Genomic DNA, 15972 nt, shown 5'->3' on the forward strand with positions numbered 1-15972 from the left:
CTCACCGCCGCCCCGCCGTGACGCGCGCACACTTGACGGGCTCCGTGGTGCTTCGTCCCCATGTCCCGGCGATCGCGTCCTGGCTAGGCGGCGCGTCCGCGGCACACGGCGCGGGTGATCACGAAGGCCGCCACCGGAAGCACGAAGACGGCCACCCGCAGCCCGGTCACGATCGCCGTATACGTGTCGTGTGGCACGGTCAGCAGCGCGTCGGGGGCCTGGAGCGGGGGTGGGAGGCCGGGGGCGGAGTGCATGGGCGGAGACGCCTCCGACACCCACGTGCCCGCCCACGACACCGCGAAGAAGGTGATGACCGCGACGCCCAGCCCCGTGCGGACCGGGGCTTGGGAAGGGCGGTCCAGCAGGTGGTGGTGGTCGCCGTCGCCGGTGAGGCGGCGCTCGATGAACGGGTAGAGCAGCAGGATCCCGAAGAAGACCGTGAGGACGAGCGGCGGGATCCAGAGGCCGGGCTGTAAGACGTACCCGCCGACCGTGATCTCCCACGGCGGGACCAGCCGCTGCGCGCCGTCCAGCACCCCGAAGTACCAGAACGGCTGCGCCGACGGTACGTGGCCGCCCGCCCGGTACGCGCCGTGCTCCCACACCGGGTTGACCTTGACGAACGTGGCCAGCGCCGCGATCGCGCCCATCGTGAACAGCGCGGTGGCGCCGTTCTTGACCGCGAAGTACGGGAAGAACGGGCCCCCCGTCACCCGCTGCTCGGTGGCTCGTTCCTCGCTCTCTCGTCGCGAGCTCCTTCGCTCGGTGTGCTTCTGCCGCCAGGTCAGGATCAGCGCGTGCAGCGGCACCAGCGCCATCAGGATGCCCGGCACCAGCAGCACGTGGGTGACGAAGACGCGGGGGATGACCTGGCCGGGGAAGCCGCCGTCGAAGGCGAAGGCCGCCAGGTACGTGCCCACCAGCGGGATCGACAGCAGCAGGCCGTGTGCCTCTCGTAGCCCGGTCATGGCGAGCTGGTCGGCGGGCAGCGACACGCCCAGGAACGACTCGAACAGCACCAGCCCGAACAGCACCACCCCGAGCATCCAGGTCAGCTCGCGCGGCCTGCGGAAGGCGCCGGTGAAGAAGACCCGGCACAGGTGGGCGACGATCGCCAGCACGAACACCGTGGCCGACCAGTGGTGCAGCTGACGCATGAGCAGCCCGCCCCGCACGTCGAGGCTGAGGTCGACGGTCGAGGCGAAGGCCACGCCGGGGTGGGCCTGGTAGAAGAGCGTGAGGAACGTGCCCGTGAGCACCAGCAGCGCGAACGAGTAGAGCGCCAGCTCGCCCAGCAGGAACGACCAGTGGCTCGGGAACAGCTTGCGCAGCTGCGGGCGCAGCCAGCGGGCGAACGGGAGCCGGTCGTCGAGGTAGATCGCCGAATCGACGGCCGCTTTCGCGGATCCCACGACGATGCGGGCGCGCCGCCGGGGCTTGGTAGGAGTGGCCATGGGCGCCTCCTGATGGGGGTGTGATCCGATTCTGCGCCCCCTCCCCGCGTTTCTCAAGAATTGGTTTACACCAATTGGTCTAATCCAATTTCCGGCGTCCAGAACTATAATTGGATTAGACCTCTTCTAGACCGTTTACCAGCGCAAACGATGAATTGTCCAAGGAGTGCAGTTTCATCATCAATTTCGCCGGTAGAGTCCGGGCAGAGGCGTTGATTGGAGCGTGTGGTGGCCAAGTACGTTTACGACTTCACCGAGGGCAACAGGAATCTCAAGGATCTCCTCGGCGGCAAGGGAGCGAACCTCGCCGAAATGACCAATCTCGGGCTGCCCGTTCCTCCCGGATTCACGATCACCGCCGACGCCTGCCGCCACTACCTGGCGACGGGCGCCACGCCGGACGGCCTGGACCGGGAGGTCGCGGAACACCTTGACGCGATGGAGAAGCGGATGGGCCGGCGGCTCGGGCAGGCCGACGATCCGCTGCTCGTGAGCGTGCGGTCGGGAGCGAAGTTCTCCATGCCGGGCATGATGGAGACCGTCCTCAACATCGGGCTCAACGACGAGTCGGTGCACGGCCTGGCCAAGCAGGCCGGCGGGAACGACCGCTTCGCGTGGGACTCCTACCGCAGGCTCATCCAGATGTTCGGCAAGACGGTGCTCGGGATCGACGGCGAGCTGTTCGAGCGGGCGCTGGACGGGCTGAAGGGCCGGCGCCAGGACACCGACCTCGACGCGGGCGAGCTGCAGGGGCTCGTGGAGACGTTCAAGGGCATCGTGCGCGAGCAGACCGGGCGCGACTTCCCGACCGACCCGCGCGAGCAGATGCGCCTGGCCGTCATGGCGGTCTTCGACTCCTGGAACGCTCCGCGCGCCATCCTCTACCGCCGCCAGGAGCGCATCCCCGCCGACCTCGGCACCGCCGTGAACATCGTGGCCATGGTCTTCGGCAACGTGGGCGACGACTCGGGCACCGGCGTCGCCTTCACCCGCGACCCGGGCAGCGGCCGGCAGGGCATCTACGGCGACTACCTGCAGAACGCCCAGGGCGAGGACGTGGTGGCCGGCATCCGCAACACGATCCCGCTGGAGGAGCTCGAACGCCTCGACAAGCACTCGTACGACGAGCTGCTCGGCATCATGGAGACCCTCGAGAACCACTACCGGGACCTGTGCGACATCGAGTTCACGATCGAGCGCGGCAAGCTGTGGATGCTGCAGACGAGGGTCGGCAAGCGCACGGCCGCGGCGGCGTTCTGCATCGCCACGCAGCTCGTGGACCAGGGCCTGATCACGCTCGACGAGGCCGTCACGCGCGTCACCGGAGACCAGCTGGCCCAGCTCATGTTCCCCCGCTTCGACAGCGACGCGGACAAGCGGCGCATCGCCAAGGGCATGAACGCCTCACCGGGCGCCGCCGTGGGCAAGGCCGTCTTCTCGTCCGAGCGGGCCGTCGAGCTGTCGGAGCGGGGCGAGGACGTCATCCTGGTCCGCCGCGAGACCAACCCCGACGACCTGGCCGGCATGATCGCCGCCAGGGGCATCCTGACCAGCCGGGGCGGCAAGACCTCCCACGCGGCCGTGGTGGCGAGGGGGATGGGCAAGACGTGCGTGTGCGGGGCGGAGGAGCTGGAGGTCTCCCCGGACGAGCGCCGCTTCACCGCGCCCGGCGGGACGACGGTCTCGGAGGGCGACGTCATCTCCATCGACGGGACGACGGGCGAGATCTTCCTCGGCGAGGTGCCGGTCGTGGACTCGGCCGTGGTCGAGTACTTCGAGGGTGCCGAGCCGGAGGACGAACTGGTCAGGGCCGTGGACCGGATCATCCGTCACGCGGACGCGGCGCGCCGGCTGGGCGTGCGGGCCAACGCCGACACCCCGGAGGACGCGGCGCGCGCCCGCCGGTTCGGCGCGCAGGGCATCGGGTTGTGCCGCACGGAGCACATGTTCCTGGGCGAGCGCAGGAAGCTCGTGGAGGACCTGGTGCTGGCGTCGGCGGACGAGGAGCGCCAGGCGGCGCTGGACGCGCTGGAGCCGCTCCAGAAGTCAGACTTCGTCGAGATATTTCGGGCTATGGATGGTGATCCCGTCACCATTCGCCTCATCGACCCGCCGCTGCACGAGTTCCTGCCCGACATCGTCGACCTGTCCGTCAAGGTCGCCACAGAAGGCGCGAGCGAGAAGGACCGCCGGCTCCTCGCCGCCGTCAAGCGCCTGCACGAGCAGAACCCGATGCTCGGCCTCCGGGGCGTCCGCCTCGGCCTGGTGATCCCCGGCCTGTTCGCCATGCAGGTGCGGGCCATCGCCCAGGCGGCCAAGGAGGTGCCGGGCGCCCGGCCGGAGATCATGATCCCGCTCGTGGCGGCCGTCCAGGAGCTGGAGTACGTACGGGACGAGGCGGAGCGCATCCTCGCGGAGGCCGGCGTCGAGGCCCTGATCGGCACCATGATCGAGGTCCCCAGGGCGGCGCTGACGGCGTCCCGGATAGCCGAGGCGGCGCAGTTCTTCTCGTTCGGCACCAACGACCTGACCCAGATGGCGTGGGGCTTCTCCCGCGACGACGTGGAGTCGGCCTTCTTCTCCCGCTACCTGGACCTGGGCATCTTCGGGGTCTCCCCATTCGAGACCCTGGACCGGGAGGGCGTCGGCCGCCTGATCGAGATCGCGGTGCGCGAGGGCCGCTCGGCCCGGCCGGACCTGCACCTCGGCATCTGTGGCGAGCACGGCGGCGACCCCGACTCGGTGCACTTCTGCCACGACGTCGGCCTCGACTACGTCTCCTGCTCGCCCTTCCGCATCCCGGTGGCCCGCCTGGAGGCCGGTCGCGCCGCCCTCACGGAGTCGGACTCCGACACCCGCTGAGCGCCGCGCTCGCGGAGTCCGGCCCCGTCATCTGCTGAGCGCCGCGCTCACGGATCCAGGGTCCGACACCCCGCCGAGCGCCGTCGCCGGGGGCGGGGAAGCTCGTCGCTCCGCCCTCTCACGCCTGGTGGCCGCTGACCTCGTCGTCCCAGTGCGGCGGGGTCACCGTGCCGGAGATCCAGTCGCGGCGCAGGATCGCGTAGCCGACGGCGTCGTGGAGCGCCCCGTCCAGGCCCGGCCACGACTCCCGGTAGTGCGCCTCCTTGGCGTAGCCGCTCTTGCGGAAGACGGCGCGCATCGCGTGGTTGTCCTGGCGGGTCGTGCCCTCGATCCGGTTGACCTGCGGCAGCTCGGTGAACAGGTAGCCGGTCAGCCACGCGACAGCCTGCGACCCGAGGCCGCGGCCGCGCCAGGACTGCCCGATCCGCAGGTCGAACATGGGGGTGTCGTCGGCGAGGTCCTGCAGCCGCACCAGGCCCGCCCGCTCCCCGTCGGCGAGCACCCAGAACGTGCGCGTCTCCTCGTCGTCGTAGGCGCCGTCGGCGGCCCTGCGACGCACGACCTCCGGATCCTGCACGCCCGAGTGGAAGGGCCAGGGCTGCCCTGTCAGGAAACCGACCAGGTCGTCGACGTCGGCGGGGGAGAACCGGGAGAACTCGATGCGCATCCCCGCATCCTTCACACCGGCCCGGCGGCCGGTCAACCGGGTTTCCGCCGTTACGCGATCACTTGCTCCGGGTGGTCCAGCCACACCCGCTGTCCCTCGGGCGTGACCGTCAGGCCGAGCCGCTCCGGCCCCGGCTTCCCCCACGTCCGCCAGGTCCCGGGACCGAGGAGCGCCGTGGCGAGGGTGATCCACGGCTCCCCCTGGGGCCGCGTCATCGTGGTGAGCCCCGAGAACCGGCCGCTCGCCGTGCCGTCGGCCATGACCAGGAGCCGCAGCGCGTGCTCGCCGCCGAACCCGCAGACGATCACCGCGTCCGGCCTGGCCTGCTCCACCCAGGAGTAGGGCACCGCGCGGACCGCGTCCGTCACGTGCACCCTGTCGTACGGAGCCCGCTCGGGGCACCCTGCCGCCCCGTCGCCCACGACCAGGTGGGGCAGGGCGCCGGCGGCGGCGAGGTTCTTGGCGGCCCGCTCGGCCACGGCGGCGTCCTGCTCGACCGAGGTCACACTGCCCGACTGGCCGACCAGCCGGCACAGCAGCGCGGTGGTCCACCCCGTGCCGGTGCCCACCTCCAGCACCTTCTGCCCGGGGACGGGCCCGAGCAGCTCCAGCAGGTCGGCGACCGCGCCGGCGGCCGGGCACGCGGACCCGTCGGGGGCCACGATGGGGCGCCCGGCGTAGACGGCATCCCACCAGGCCGGCGGGTCGGTGTCGCGGTCGATCGGCGCGCCGCACCCGTCGTCCCCGAACGCCTCGCCCACCGGCGGAACGAACCAGTGGCGCGGAACGCCCCGCAACGCCTGCTCGATCGGGCGGGTGAGAGGCGGGCGATGATCGTTGATCGCCGCGATCATGGTGTTGAGCCGCCAGGCGATGTGCGGCAGCATCACATCTCCCCGTCAGCGAAAGAATGCCCGTATTCGCGCCGCGCCACAGCTCTCCACCTCCACCCCTCGGCAAACGCTATCCGTGACGGTACGGCTACGTTCCGGATGCGGCAAGTGTTTCCAGGAGATTCCTGGAAGCGGACTGCCTGCTTCGGCCGGCGACGCCACCTGGCCGGCCATGGCGATGTCTCGTGATCAGGCCCTGGCGGGACGGTGGCGGGCCACGGCGCGGGCGTGGGCCTCGGCGAGGAGCGGGCGGGCCTGCTCTCCCGGATTCACGATCGAGATCCAGCCCTGGGCCGCGTACACCGGGTGGGGCAGGACGCGGTCCGCGGCCGTGTAGTCGATGCCGTCGTGGTGCTCGGCGTGCGCCGCCGGCGGGTAGCCGAGCAGCCGCTCGAACGCGGCCCGCCCGGCGGCGATGTTCAGCCGGAACACGCCGGGCCTGTTCAGGTCGCTGGCGGTGTCGAACCCGTCGTAGTCCTTGGTGACGACGGTCGCGAACGGCTGCCGGGGGTGGCTCTCCAGGGTGCCGTCCGGGTCGTGGTAGATGAACGTGTCGCCCCAGGCCAGTTCGGGGGTCTCGCTGCCCGGCTCGATGGTCATGGCCACGACTCCCGGCATGGCGGACACGAAGGTGATGATGTCGCTCTCAGTCATACCTTCCAGCGTGTCATTGACGTGCCCTGTGAGACTTCGGGCCGTCGAGGCCCGGCTGACGGCATGGAAGTCTCAAACCGCGGGAGCGTCTGGCAGGCTGGTGACCATGTCCGAGACGCCTCTTCCTGGTGGGTTCGTGAACTCCGTCGTCCGCGTGGGTGACACCGTCCGCCGCACGCGCGGCCGGCGGGCCGCGTACGTGCGTGATCTGCTGCGGCTGTTCGAGCGGAGCGGGTGGGCGGGCGCGCCCCGGTTCCTCGGCGTGGACGAGCGGGGGCGGGAGATCCTGAGCTTCCTCCCCGGCCACGTGGCCTGGGAGGACGTCCAGCCGGACGGCGTCGGCTCCGACGAGAGCCTGGCGAGGGTGGCCGAGCTGGTGCGCGAGTTCCATGACCTGACCGCCGGCACGCCGCTGGCGGAGGGGCAGGAGGTCGTCTGCCACAACGACCTGTCGCCCAAGAACACCGTCTACCGGGGCGCGGAGCCGCGGCCGGTGGCGTTCATCGACTGGGACATCGCGGCGCCGGGGCGGCGCGTCCACGACGTGGCGCACGTCTGCTGGCAGTACGCCGGGCTCGGCCCCGCGGTCACGGACCCGGACGCCGCGGCCGGGCGGGTGCGGCTGATCTGCGACGCCTACGGGCTGCGGGAGCGCGGCGAGGTGGTCGAGACGGTCCTGTGGTGGCAGGACCGCTGCCGGCGCGGCATCGAGGCGGACGCGGCGGCCGGGCTGGCGTACGCGGTGGGGCTGCGGGAGCGCGGGGTGGTGGAGCAGGTGCGCGCCTGCCACGACTGGGTGGCCGAGCACCGCGCCGCCTTCGACCGCGCGCTGCGCTAGCCCGCCCCTGGAGACCTGCCTGCCTCGGAAGGCGCGCCTACGAGGCCTGGCCGCCCTGGCCGGGGCCGGACGGCGCGTCCGTCGGCGCGCCCAGCGGCGCACTCGACGGCGCGTCTGAGGGGGCACTCCACGGCCCGCCTGACGGCATCCCCGCCGGCACCCCCGGCGGCATCTCGGCCGGCGCTCCCACCGGGGCGGCGGACGGTGCGTCCGATGGCGGGCCCGGAGGCAGGGCCGGCGACGCGTCGGCCGGGCTCGCGGCCGGCTCCCGTACGGGGATGTAGTCGGCGCGCATGCCCTGGTCCCCCAGCCACTGCCGCAGCCCCGGCACGGCCGCCGGGTTGGCCGCCACCTGCGCGGCGTACTCCGACAGCGCCACCTCCTCCCCGTCGTCGAAGAGGAGCCGCGCCGGCCCCGACCACGACAGGGTCCACCTTGCCTGCCCGAACTGGATCAGCACCGCCTCCAGCGCCTGCCCCAGCACCCCGGCGAGCAGGGTCTCCGACGGCTTCCAGCCCTGCTCGCGCAGCGCGGCCTCCAGCTCGGCCTGCCGCCCTCGCGCGATCGCCTCGAAGGCGGCGTCCAGGTACGGCTGCGCGGCGCCCATCACCCGCTGCCCCGCCACAGCCAGGTCGTGCAGGGCGTCGGCGTTGCGGGCGGCGTACATGCCGGCGGAGACCAGCTCCTCCCACGAGACGGGCCGCAGCTCCTGCAGCGCCTGCGGCGTCCACATGGACTGCTCCACCGCCTGGACGGCCACGTTGGCGTCGCGCAGCAGCGTCAGCGCGGAGCGGGGGTCGGGCACGTGCGGCGGCTCGGGCAGGTGCTCGATGGCGGCCAGGCGCTCGCTCAGGCTGGGATGGGAGTCGTACGGCGAGACCTCCTCCGGCTCCTCTCCCAGCTTGGCGATCGCGGCCTGCCGCTCGGGGTCGCTCATGAGGGCGTGGAAGCCCCCGAACACGGAGGCGGGACGGGCGCCGCCCGCGCCGGTCATGGACAGGTAGCCGCCGACGTACAGGTCCCAGCCGGCGGCGGTGGCGTGGATCTTGCGCAGGGCGCCCGCCATGGCCTGCCGGCCGCTGATCGCGACCGCGAACTGGTCGGCCTCCAGCTCCTGCTTGCGCGAGACGGCCTGCGAGACCCGGAAGTAGAGCTTGGCGTACCAGGTGAACAGGCGCTGGACGAACGGGTGGTTGCCGAGCCCCTGGACGGTCGCGATGAGCGAGACCCGGCCCCGGTAGACCGGCGCGCCGAGCCGCGTGTGGGCGCCGCTGTAGTGGCCCAGCTCGTGCCCGAGCACCGCGCGCATCTCGTCCACCGTGAGCGTCTGCAGCAGCGGCAGCCCGATGAACATCCGCCGCCGCGTCGCCCTCATCCCGAGCCAGCGCGTGTCCTCGGACACGGCCGCGTTGACCTCGGCGACCAGCCGGATCTCGTCCGGCGGCGCCGTGCGTACGCGCTGGGCGAGCTCCTCGACCGTCTGCCACAGCACCGGCTCGTGCTCGCGCCCGACCGGCACTCCGGGCTGGTCGCCGCCCTGGCGGCGGCTGACCATGAACAGGGCGCGGACGAGCGCGCCGGCTGCCAGGGTGAGGACGATGGCGAACTTGAGCGCGTTGGCGTGGAAGTCCACGATGAGCAGGACGTCGAAGAAGACGGCGGCGGCCAGGATGAGGCCGACCAGTACGTAGAAGCCGGCGAGCAGGGTGAAGGCCAGCACTGCTCGGAACGCTGTCGTCATGGGGGAGGGCTCCCGGGGAATGGGTTCTCGCGAGGCTCGACACTAGCGGAGAGACGAAACTGGATAAAATCACGCAAGCAATGCCGTACTACGACGAGCACGATCAGGAGCGTTGGGTCCCGGAACCTCCCGGCAATCCCGAGCGGTCCGCGTTCGAGCGCGACCGGGCCCGGGTGCTGCACAGCGCGGCACTGCGCAGGCTGGCCGCGAAGACGCAGGTCGTGGGCCCCGGCGAGACGCTCGGCGGCGGCCAGCACATCCCGCGCACCCGGCTCACCCACTCGCTCGAATGCGCCCAGGTCGGCAGGGAGATGGGCGCCACGCTCGGCGTCGACCCCGACCTGGTGGAGACCGCCTGCCTGGCCCACGACCTGGGGCATCCGCCGTTCGGGCACAACGGGGAGGTGGCGCTCAACGCGCTGTCGGCCTCGTGCGGCGGCTTCGAGGGCAACGCGCAGAGCCTGCGCCTGCTGACCAGGCTGGAGGCCAAGGTCGTCACGGAGGACGGCCGCAGCGCCGGCCTCAACCTGACGCGGGCGGCGCTCGACGCCTCGATCAAGTACCCGTGGACGTGCGAGAGGTCCCCGAAGTTCGGGGTCTACGAGGACGACCTGCCCGTGTTCCGGTGGATCAGGGACGGCGCCCCGGACGGGCGGGTGAGCTTCGAGGCGCAGATCATGGACTGGGCCGACGACGTCGCCTACTCCGTGCACGACCTGGAGGACGCCCTGCACTCCGGCCACGTCACGCCCGAGGCGCTGCGCTCGCCGGCCGAGCGCGCGCGGGTGTGCGAGACCACCCGGACCTGGTACGCCCCGTACGCCGACTGCGGCGAGCTGGAGGAGATCTTCGCCAGGCTGATCACCGACCCGCTCTGGCCGCACCGCTTCGAGGCCACGCTCGCCGACCTCGCCGGGCTCAAGGCCCTCACGAGCGGGCTCATCGGGCGCTTCTGCCGTTCCGCCCAGACCGCCACAAAGGAGGCGTACGGCTCCCGCCACCGCGCCGACCTCGTCGTCCCCCGCGCCACCAGGCTGGAGTGCGCGCTGCTCAAGGGCGTGACCGCCCACTACGTCATGACCACCACCGACCACAACGCCAACCAGGCCAGGCAGCGCGAGCTCATCACCGAGCTGGCCTCCATGATCACGCTCGGTGCGCCCGGCACGCTGGAGCCGGCCTTCCGGCCCGCATACCTGGAGGCCCGGGACGACGCGGCCCGCGTCCGGGTGGTCATCGACCAGATCGCCTCGCTCACCGACACCTCGGCGGTGGCGTGGCACCACAGGCTCTCGCGGTGACCAAGCTTTCTCCATGAGCCTGGCCACCAGGCTTTTCCTCGGGACCTCAGGGGGCGGATACTGCGCCCATGGCCACATTTGTGATCGTCGGCGCCGGGCTCGCGGGAGCGAAGGCCGCGCAGACGTTGCGGGAGGAAGGCTTCGACGGCGAGATCGTGCTGATCGGCGCAGAGACCGAACGGCCCTACGAGCGACCGCCGCTGTCCAAGGAGTACCTGCAGGGCAGGAGCGAGAGAGAGAAGATCTTCGTCCACTCCTCCGAGTGGTACGCGGACAACAGCGTGGACCTGCGGCTGGGCACCCGCGTCACCCGGATCGAGCCCGACCACCACCTGGTCAGGCTCGGCGACGGGTCGCGCCAGCCGTACGACAAGCTGCTCATCGCGACCGGCGCCACCCCGCGGCGCCTGCCGGGGCCCGCCCACTACCTGCGTACCGTCCAGGACAGCGAGGCGCTCAAGGAGCGCTTCGCCGCCACCCCCAGGGTGCTCGTCGTCGGCGCGTCCTGGATCGGGCTGGAGACGGCCGCGGCGGCCCGCGCGGCCGGCTGCGAGGTCACCGTCGTCGAGCCGGAGCCCACCGCACTCAACGGCGCGCTCGGCCCCGAGCTCGGCGCCCTGTTCGCCCGCCTGCACGCCGGCAAGGGCGTGGACCTGCGCTTCGGCACCGCCGCAGCCGAGATCACCGGCACCGGCGTGCGCCTCAGCTCCGGCGAGCGGCTGACCGCCGACATGGTGATCGTCGGGATCGGCGCCGTGCCCGAGGTCGGGCTGGCCCGCGAGGCCGGGCTCGACGTGGCCCACGGCATCCGCACCGACGCCGCGCTGCGCACCTCGCACCCCGACGTGTACGCCGCCGGCGACGTGGCCGAGTCCTTCCACCCGCTGTACGGGCGCCACCTGCGCGTCGAGCACTGGGCCAACGCCCTGCACGGCGGCCCCGTCGCGGCCAGGTCCATGCTCGGCCAGGACGTGGTCCACGACCTCGTCCCGTACTTCTACACCGACCAGTACGAGCTGGGCATGGAGTTCTCTGGCGTCATCGAGGGCTACGACGAGATCGTCTACCGGGGCGAGCCGGAGAGCCTGGAGTTCATCGCGTACTGGCTGCGCGGCGGCCGGGTGATCGCCGGCATGAACGTCAACGTCTGGGACGTCGTGGACGAGATCCAGGAGCTGATCAGGTCGGGGGTCATTGTCGACCAAAAGGAGCTATCGTCGGGATGATCCTCTCCGGATCCTCCTCCCTCACCTTCTCCTTCTTCTTCCTCGGCGCCGGCGTCTTGCCGGCCTGGGGGACCTTCTTCGACGAGCACTGCACGGTGCAGCCCGGCGTCTCGCCCAGCTTGCCGCGCAGTGCCAGGGTCTCCTCCCTGGGCGAGTACGTGCGGTTGCCCGACTGCCAGGCGTCGAGGTAGTCCCAGGGCTCGACCATGCCCCTGCGCACCCACCAGTAGGCGGGACCCGTTCTCCACGAGATCGCGAAGTAGAGGTTGGACGCGGTGTCGCGGGCGTTGCCCGACCTGCCCACCCGGCCCAGCACCTGGCCCGCCTTGACCCGGACGCCCGGCTTGATGCCGTCGGCGACCGTGTCGAGGTGGCCGCCGAGGTAGCGCACGCCGTCGTCACCGACGATCGTGACGAACCTGCCCTCGCGGTCGGCCCCCGCGTCCGTGGCGGGGCTCCACCTGTTGTGGATGTTCACCTCGTCCACGACGCCGCCGATCGGAGCCACGAACGCGCACCCCTCCTGCGCCCAGATCGTCGTCTTCGGCAGCACGAGCAGCTTGCGCTGGTACGTCGTCCTGCAGCCCTTGACCGGGAACGTGTACTTGTACTTCGACACCTTCGGCGGCGGCACCCTGACCGGGTCGCCGCCCTTGGGCGGCTGCTCGGCCGCCTGCGGCTCCGCCGTGGGCGTGGGCGTCGGGGTCGAGGACGCCGGGGGGCTCGTCGAGGGCGGGGCGGTGGACGGCGAGTCGGCGCTGACCCCGGCCAGCCCGGTGGCCTGCGAACAGGCGGCGGTCAGCAGCACGACGCCCGTGACGGCCGCCCATTGTCCGATATGCCCCGATCGCATGATCTCCACCCGTGTCACCGTTTCCACCGACAACCTTTACCTTTGTAGCCGACGCAAGGGCCTCGCCGAGCAGGTTTCCCTCTTTCGCAACCCACAGGTAACGCCCGCCTTCCCCGGGGCGCACCCGGACGGCCGAAAGCGTCGGCGGGGCGGAATAGACTCACCGGCGTGGCTGGCCGGATCCGTGATGTCGACATCGCGCTCGTTCGCGAGCGTTCCCCCATCGCCGACGTGATCGGCGAGCACATCCAGTTGCGCAACGCGGGGGGTGGCAACCTCAAGGGCCTGTGCCCCTTCCACGACGAGAAGACCCCGTCGTTCAACGTCACCCCCGAGCGCGGCATGTACTTCTGCCTGGCCGCGGAGACGCGAGTCATGACGTGGGAAGGAGTGCGCCCCATCGCCGAACTGGCGGGAGGGGTGCATCGGATCCTGGCATCGGACGGCACATGGGTGGACGCGCCGTTCATGTCCTTCGGGGTCCAGCCGCTGATGAAGATCGTGCTGAGCCGCAACGGGCAGCGAAAGGAGATCTTCGCCACGCCCGAGCACCGCTGGTTCGTGCGGTCCGGGCGACGGCAGGACAAGCGGGCGGAGGTCATCACCAAGGACCTCAAGCGGCGCCATCGGCTTGTCACGGTGTTCCCAGGTTCACGCGTCAAGCGCACCACCCCGTCTCCCTTTGGCATCGCCCATGGAATCACCTTCGGTGACGGCACCCGAGCCGCCACGGGAAGCAGAGCGACACTCGACAGCGTCAAGGACGCTCAGCTGCTGAAGTGGTTCCCTCTCAGTTATGTGACCGAGGGGTCCGAAGGAGCCTCGGGAAACAGCAGGCAGCTCTTGGTCCACGACCTGCCGCGGTTTTTCAAGGAGCTCCCTTCGCTGGATGAGTCCGTTCCGTACCTTTACGGCTGGCTCGCGGGTTATCTGGCTGCCGATGGACATGTCGCCAACGATGGCACGATCATGCTCAACTGCGCAGACAAGGCGACGCTGGAGTTCGTCCGCGCCGTATGCACCAGGCTCGGCATCAGTACGTATGGCATAACGGAGCAGGTCAGGGTTGGTTCTCCCGGGAGGGAGCCAAGCTCGATCTTCCGCGTTCACTTGGTCAACGAGGATCTCACCGAAGACTTCTTCCTGATCGACGAGCATCGCTTGAGGTTCGCCGGAGCGGCGAAGGCGTTCGCGAGGCGCGGCTGGATGGTGCAGTCGGTCGAGGAGACTGACCGAGTCGAAGAGGTGTTCTGCGCAACCGTCGACCACGGACATGCATTTGTCCTGGAAGACAACATTTTGACAGGGAATTGCTTCGGTTGCTCCGAAGGCGGCGACGTGATCACGTTCGTCGAGAAGATCGAGCACCTGTCGTTCGGCGAGGCGGTCGAGCGGCTGGCGCAGCGGGCCGGCATCCATCTGCAGTACGAACAGGGCGGCTACGTCCCCAGGCGCGACCACGGCGAGCGGGCCAGGCTGGTCGAGGCGCACAAGGCGGCGGCCGAGTTCTACGCCGACAAGCTGCTCGAGCCCGACGCGGCTCCCGGGCGGCGGTTCCTGTCGGAGCGGGGGTTCGAGCGGGCCGACGCCGAGACGTTCGGGGTGGGCTACGCGCCCGCCGAGTGGGAGGCGCTCACCCGCCACCTCCTCGGCCGCGGGTTCACCGCCGAGGAGATCGTCAAGGGCGGGCTCGCCAAGGAGGGGCGGCGGGGGCCCATCGACCGGTTCAGGGGGCGGCTGATCTGGCCGATCAGGGACGCCACCGGGGACGTGATCGGATTCGGGGCGCGGAAGTTGCTCGATTCCGACGACGGCCCGAAATATCTCAATACTCCTGACACCCCGCTTTACAAGAAGAGCCAGGTCCTTTATGGCATCGATCTTGCCAAGCGGGAGATCTCCAAGCGCTCCCAGGCGGTGATCGTCGAGGGCTACACCGACGTGATGGCCTGCCACCTGGCCGGGGTGCCGACGGCCGTGGCCACGTGCGGCACGTCGTTCGGCGAGGAGCACATCAAGATCCTTCGCAGGTTCCTGCTCGACCAGGCCGAGTTCAGGGGCGAGGTGATCTTCACCTTCGACGGCGACGCGGCGGGCCAGAAGGCGGCGCTGCGGGCGTTCGCCGACGAGCAGAAGTTCGTCACGCAGACGTACGTCGCGGTGCAGGGCGACGGGCTCGACCCGTGCGACCTCCGGGTCAAGCAGGGCGACGCGGCGGTGCGCGATCTGATCGCCAGCAGGGAGCCGCTCTTCCAGTTCGCGATCAGGAGCACGATCTCCCGTTACGACCTGCGCAGCAACGAGGGCAAGATCGCCGCCCTCGACGCCGCCGCGCCGATCGTGGCCGGCATCAAGGACGTGGGGCTGCGCAAGCGCTACGCCGTCGACCTCGACCGGTGGCTGGGCTTCATGGACGAGCGCTTCGTCATGCAGCGCATCGCCGAGGTGGGCGGGGCGCAGCAGGGGCGCGCGCGGCGCGCGCCCAGGGCGGCGCCGGTCGATCCGAGCGTGCGCGTGGAGGGCGAGCTGCTCAAGCTGGCCGTGCAGCGCCCGGCGCTGCTGGGGCCCCGCTTCGACGCGCTCGACCCGCAGGCGTTCACGGCCGTCGACCACGTGGCGCTGCACAAGGTCATCGTGGCCGCCGGCGGCGTGGTCGCGGGCGCCTACGGCGGGCGGGAGTGGGTCGACCTGCTGCTGGAGCACGCGCACGAGGAGGGCGCGCGGGCGCTGGTGACCCGCTTCGCGGTGGAGCCCATCCAGGCCGACGCGCACGCCGAGGAGCGCTACGCCGGGGCCATGCTGGCGGCCATCGAGGCCATCGCGGTCGACCGGGCGATCGCGCAGGTCAAGTCGCGGATCCAGCGGCTCAATCCGGTGGAGGAGCAGCAGGAGTACAACAAGCTGTTCGGGGAGCTGGTGGCGCTGGAGCAGCAGCGCCGAGTCCTCCGCGACCGCGCCGCCGGAAGCTGACCCCACCGCCGGAAGCTGACCCCATCGCCGGAAGCTCACCCCATCGCTGGAAACCGGTCCGCCGCTCGACGCCGCCCCTTCGCTCCGAGCCTCCTCATCGCTTCAAGCCGGCTCCACAGTCGGGCTTGTCCCCGCTGGGCCAGGCGGCGCCTCCGGGCCGTGACGGAGTGTTTCGAGGCACCGGCAGCGCGGGCGGAAAATTCGGACGAAACCATCAATAACCGGGCAGATCGCACGGCCGCTCAGGTAACAGTTCGGCTGCGATCCAAGCCGCAAACCAGGGTGGTTGACCGGGAAATCTGGCGCGGTCCAATGCCGCACAAAGGCGAGGACCGTCGAGAAGAAGGCAGCGAAGAAGTCGCGTCCGGCCGGGGGGTGTCGCCGGGCGCCTGAAACCAGACCGCGTAATTGACTTTACTTTCCTGATCAAACTCCGGCCAAACCTATTGGTGATCTCAATTCGGTAAGGACGATCGTTCTTACCTTCGGTGACAAAAATGGGTCTGCCATTTG

11 protein-coding genes are annotated in these 15972 nt (G+C 70.7%); 5 read left to right on the forward strand and 6 right to left on the reverse strand.

Translation table 11 applies throughout. The features are described 5' to 3' along the window. Positions 1–83 precede the first annotated feature (83 nt). Positions 84–1454 carry a cytochrome b gene (locus FH608_RS10180; RefSeq protein ID WP_139630175.1) on the reverse strand — a complete coding sequence of 457 codons (1371 nt, stop codon included), beginning with the start codon at positions 1452–1454 and terminating at the stop codon, positions 84–86. A 228-nt stretch (positions 1455–1682) separates the two neighbouring features. Here FH608_RS10180 and ppdK point away from each other — a divergent pair, with 228 nt between their 5' ends. After that, the gene (gene ppdK / locus FH608_RS10185) at positions 1683–4316 is read left to right on the forward strand and encodes a pyruvate, phosphate dikinase (protein WP_139630176.1); all 2634 of its coding nucleotides are present in this window, start codon (positions 1683–1685) and stop codon (positions 4314–4316) included. 118 nt (positions 4317–4434) lie between these two features. Here the strand turns inward: ppdK and FH608_RS10190 are convergent, their stop codons facing one another. From FH608_RS10190 to FH608_RS10200, 3 genes are all read right to left on the reverse strand, one after another. Next, positions 4435–4983, reverse strand: coding sequence for a GNAT family N-acetyltransferase (locus FH608_RS10190; RefSeq protein WP_139630177.1), 549 nt, complete (start codon positions 4981–4983; stop codon positions 4435–4437). 50 nt (positions 4984–5033) lie between these two features. Continuing rightward, entirely contained in the window at positions 5034–5870 is an 837-nt protein-coding gene (locus FH608_RS10195; protein WP_226899243.1) for a protein-L-isoaspartate O-methyltransferase family protein, read from the reverse strand. A 195-nt stretch (positions 5871–6065) separates the two neighbouring features. Beyond that, positions 6066–6530, reverse strand: a complete 465-nt coding sequence (locus FH608_RS10200) for a DUF6194 family protein (RefSeq protein WP_139630178.1) — start codon at positions 6528–6530, stop codon at positions 6066–6068. 106 nt (positions 6531–6636) lie between these two features. Between FH608_RS10200 and FH608_RS10205 the strand changes: the two genes are divergently transcribed. Next, positions 6637–7368, forward strand: coding sequence for a phosphotransferase (locus FH608_RS10205; RefSeq protein ID WP_139630179.1), 732 nt, complete (start codon positions 6637–6639; stop codon positions 7366–7368). A gap of 37 nt (positions 7369–7405) precedes the next feature. Here the strand turns inward: FH608_RS10205 and FH608_RS10210 are convergent, their stop codons facing one another. After that, on the reverse strand, positions 7406–9109 hold the full coding sequence (locus FH608_RS10210) for a M48 family metalloprotease (RefSeq protein WP_139630180.1): 1704 nt from the start codon (positions 9107–9109) through the stop codon (positions 7406–7408). An 80-nt stretch (positions 9110–9189) separates the two neighbouring features. Here FH608_RS10210 and FH608_RS10215 point away from each other — a divergent pair, with 80 nt between their 5' ends. Both FH608_RS10215 and FH608_RS10220 read left to right on the forward strand, forming a co-directional pair. After that, entirely contained in the window at positions 9190–10410 is a 1221-nt protein-coding gene (locus FH608_RS10215) for a deoxyguanosinetriphosphate triphosphohydrolase (RefSeq protein ID WP_139630181.1), read from the forward strand. Positions 10411–10478: 68 nt separating this feature from the next. Beyond that, entirely contained in the window at positions 10479–11636 is a 1158-nt protein-coding gene (locus FH608_RS10220; protein ID WP_193318330.1) for an NAD(P)/FAD-dependent oxidoreductase, read from the forward strand. Here FH608_RS10220 and FH608_RS10225 read toward each other — a convergent pair. Continuing rightward, positions 11602–12489 carry a M23 family metallopeptidase gene (locus tag FH608_RS10225; protein WP_193318331.1) on the reverse strand — a complete coding sequence of 296 codons (888 nt, stop codon included), beginning with the start codon at positions 12487–12489 and terminating at the stop codon, positions 11602–11604. The two genes, FH608_RS10220 and FH608_RS10225, sit on opposite strands and share 35 nt — an antisense overlap. Before the next feature lie 168 nt (positions 12490–12657). Here FH608_RS10225 and dnaG point away from each other — a divergent pair, with 168 nt between their 5' ends. Then, positions 12658–15459 (forward strand): DNA primase, encoded by a 2802-nt coding sequence (dnaG, locus tag FH608_RS10230; RefSeq protein ID WP_139630183.1) that lies wholly within the window; start codon positions 12658–12660, stop codon positions 15457–15459. Positions 15460–15972: the final 513 nt, after the last annotated feature.

Source organism: Nonomuraea phyllanthi (assembly GCF_006334985.2).
Lineage (GTDB): Bacteria > Actinomycetota > Actinomycetes > Streptosporangiales > Streptosporangiaceae > Nonomuraea > Nonomuraea phyllanthi.

Coding starts and splice junctions, on each gene's coding strand:
- FH608_RS10180 (WP_139630175.1), bottom strand. CDS start 1,454: ATGGCCACTCCTACCAAGCCCCGGCGGCGCGCCCGCATCGTCGTGGGA.
- FH608_RS10190 (WP_139630177.1), bottom strand. CDS start 4,983: ATGCGCATCGAGTTCTCCCGGTTCTCCCCCGCCGACGTCGACGACCTG.
- FH608_RS10195 (WP_226899243.1), bottom strand. CDS start 5,870: ATGCTGCCGCACATCGCCTGGCGGCTCAACACCATGATCGCGGCGATC.
- FH608_RS10200 (WP_139630178.1), bottom strand. CDS start 6,530: ATGACTGAGAGCGACATCATCACCTTCGTGTCCGCCATGCCGGGAGTC.
- FH608_RS10205 (WP_139630179.1), top strand. CDS start 6,637: ATGTCCGAGACGCCTCTTCCTGGTGGGTTCGTGAACTCCGTCGTCCGC.
- FH608_RS10210 (WP_139630180.1), bottom strand. CDS start 9,109: ATGACGACAGCGTTCCGAGCAGTGCTGGCCTTCACCCTGCTCGCCGGC.
- FH608_RS10215 (WP_139630181.1), top strand. CDS start 9,190: ATGCCGTACTACGACGAGCACGATCAGGAGCGTTGGGTCCCGGAACCT.
- FH608_RS10220 (WP_193318330.1), top strand. CDS start 10,479: ATGGCCACATTTGTGATCGTCGGCGCCGGGCTCGCGGGAGCGAAGGCC.
- FH608_RS10225 (WP_193318331.1), bottom strand. CDS start 12,489: ATGCGATCGGGGCATATCGGACAATGGGCGGCCGTCACGGGCGTCGTG.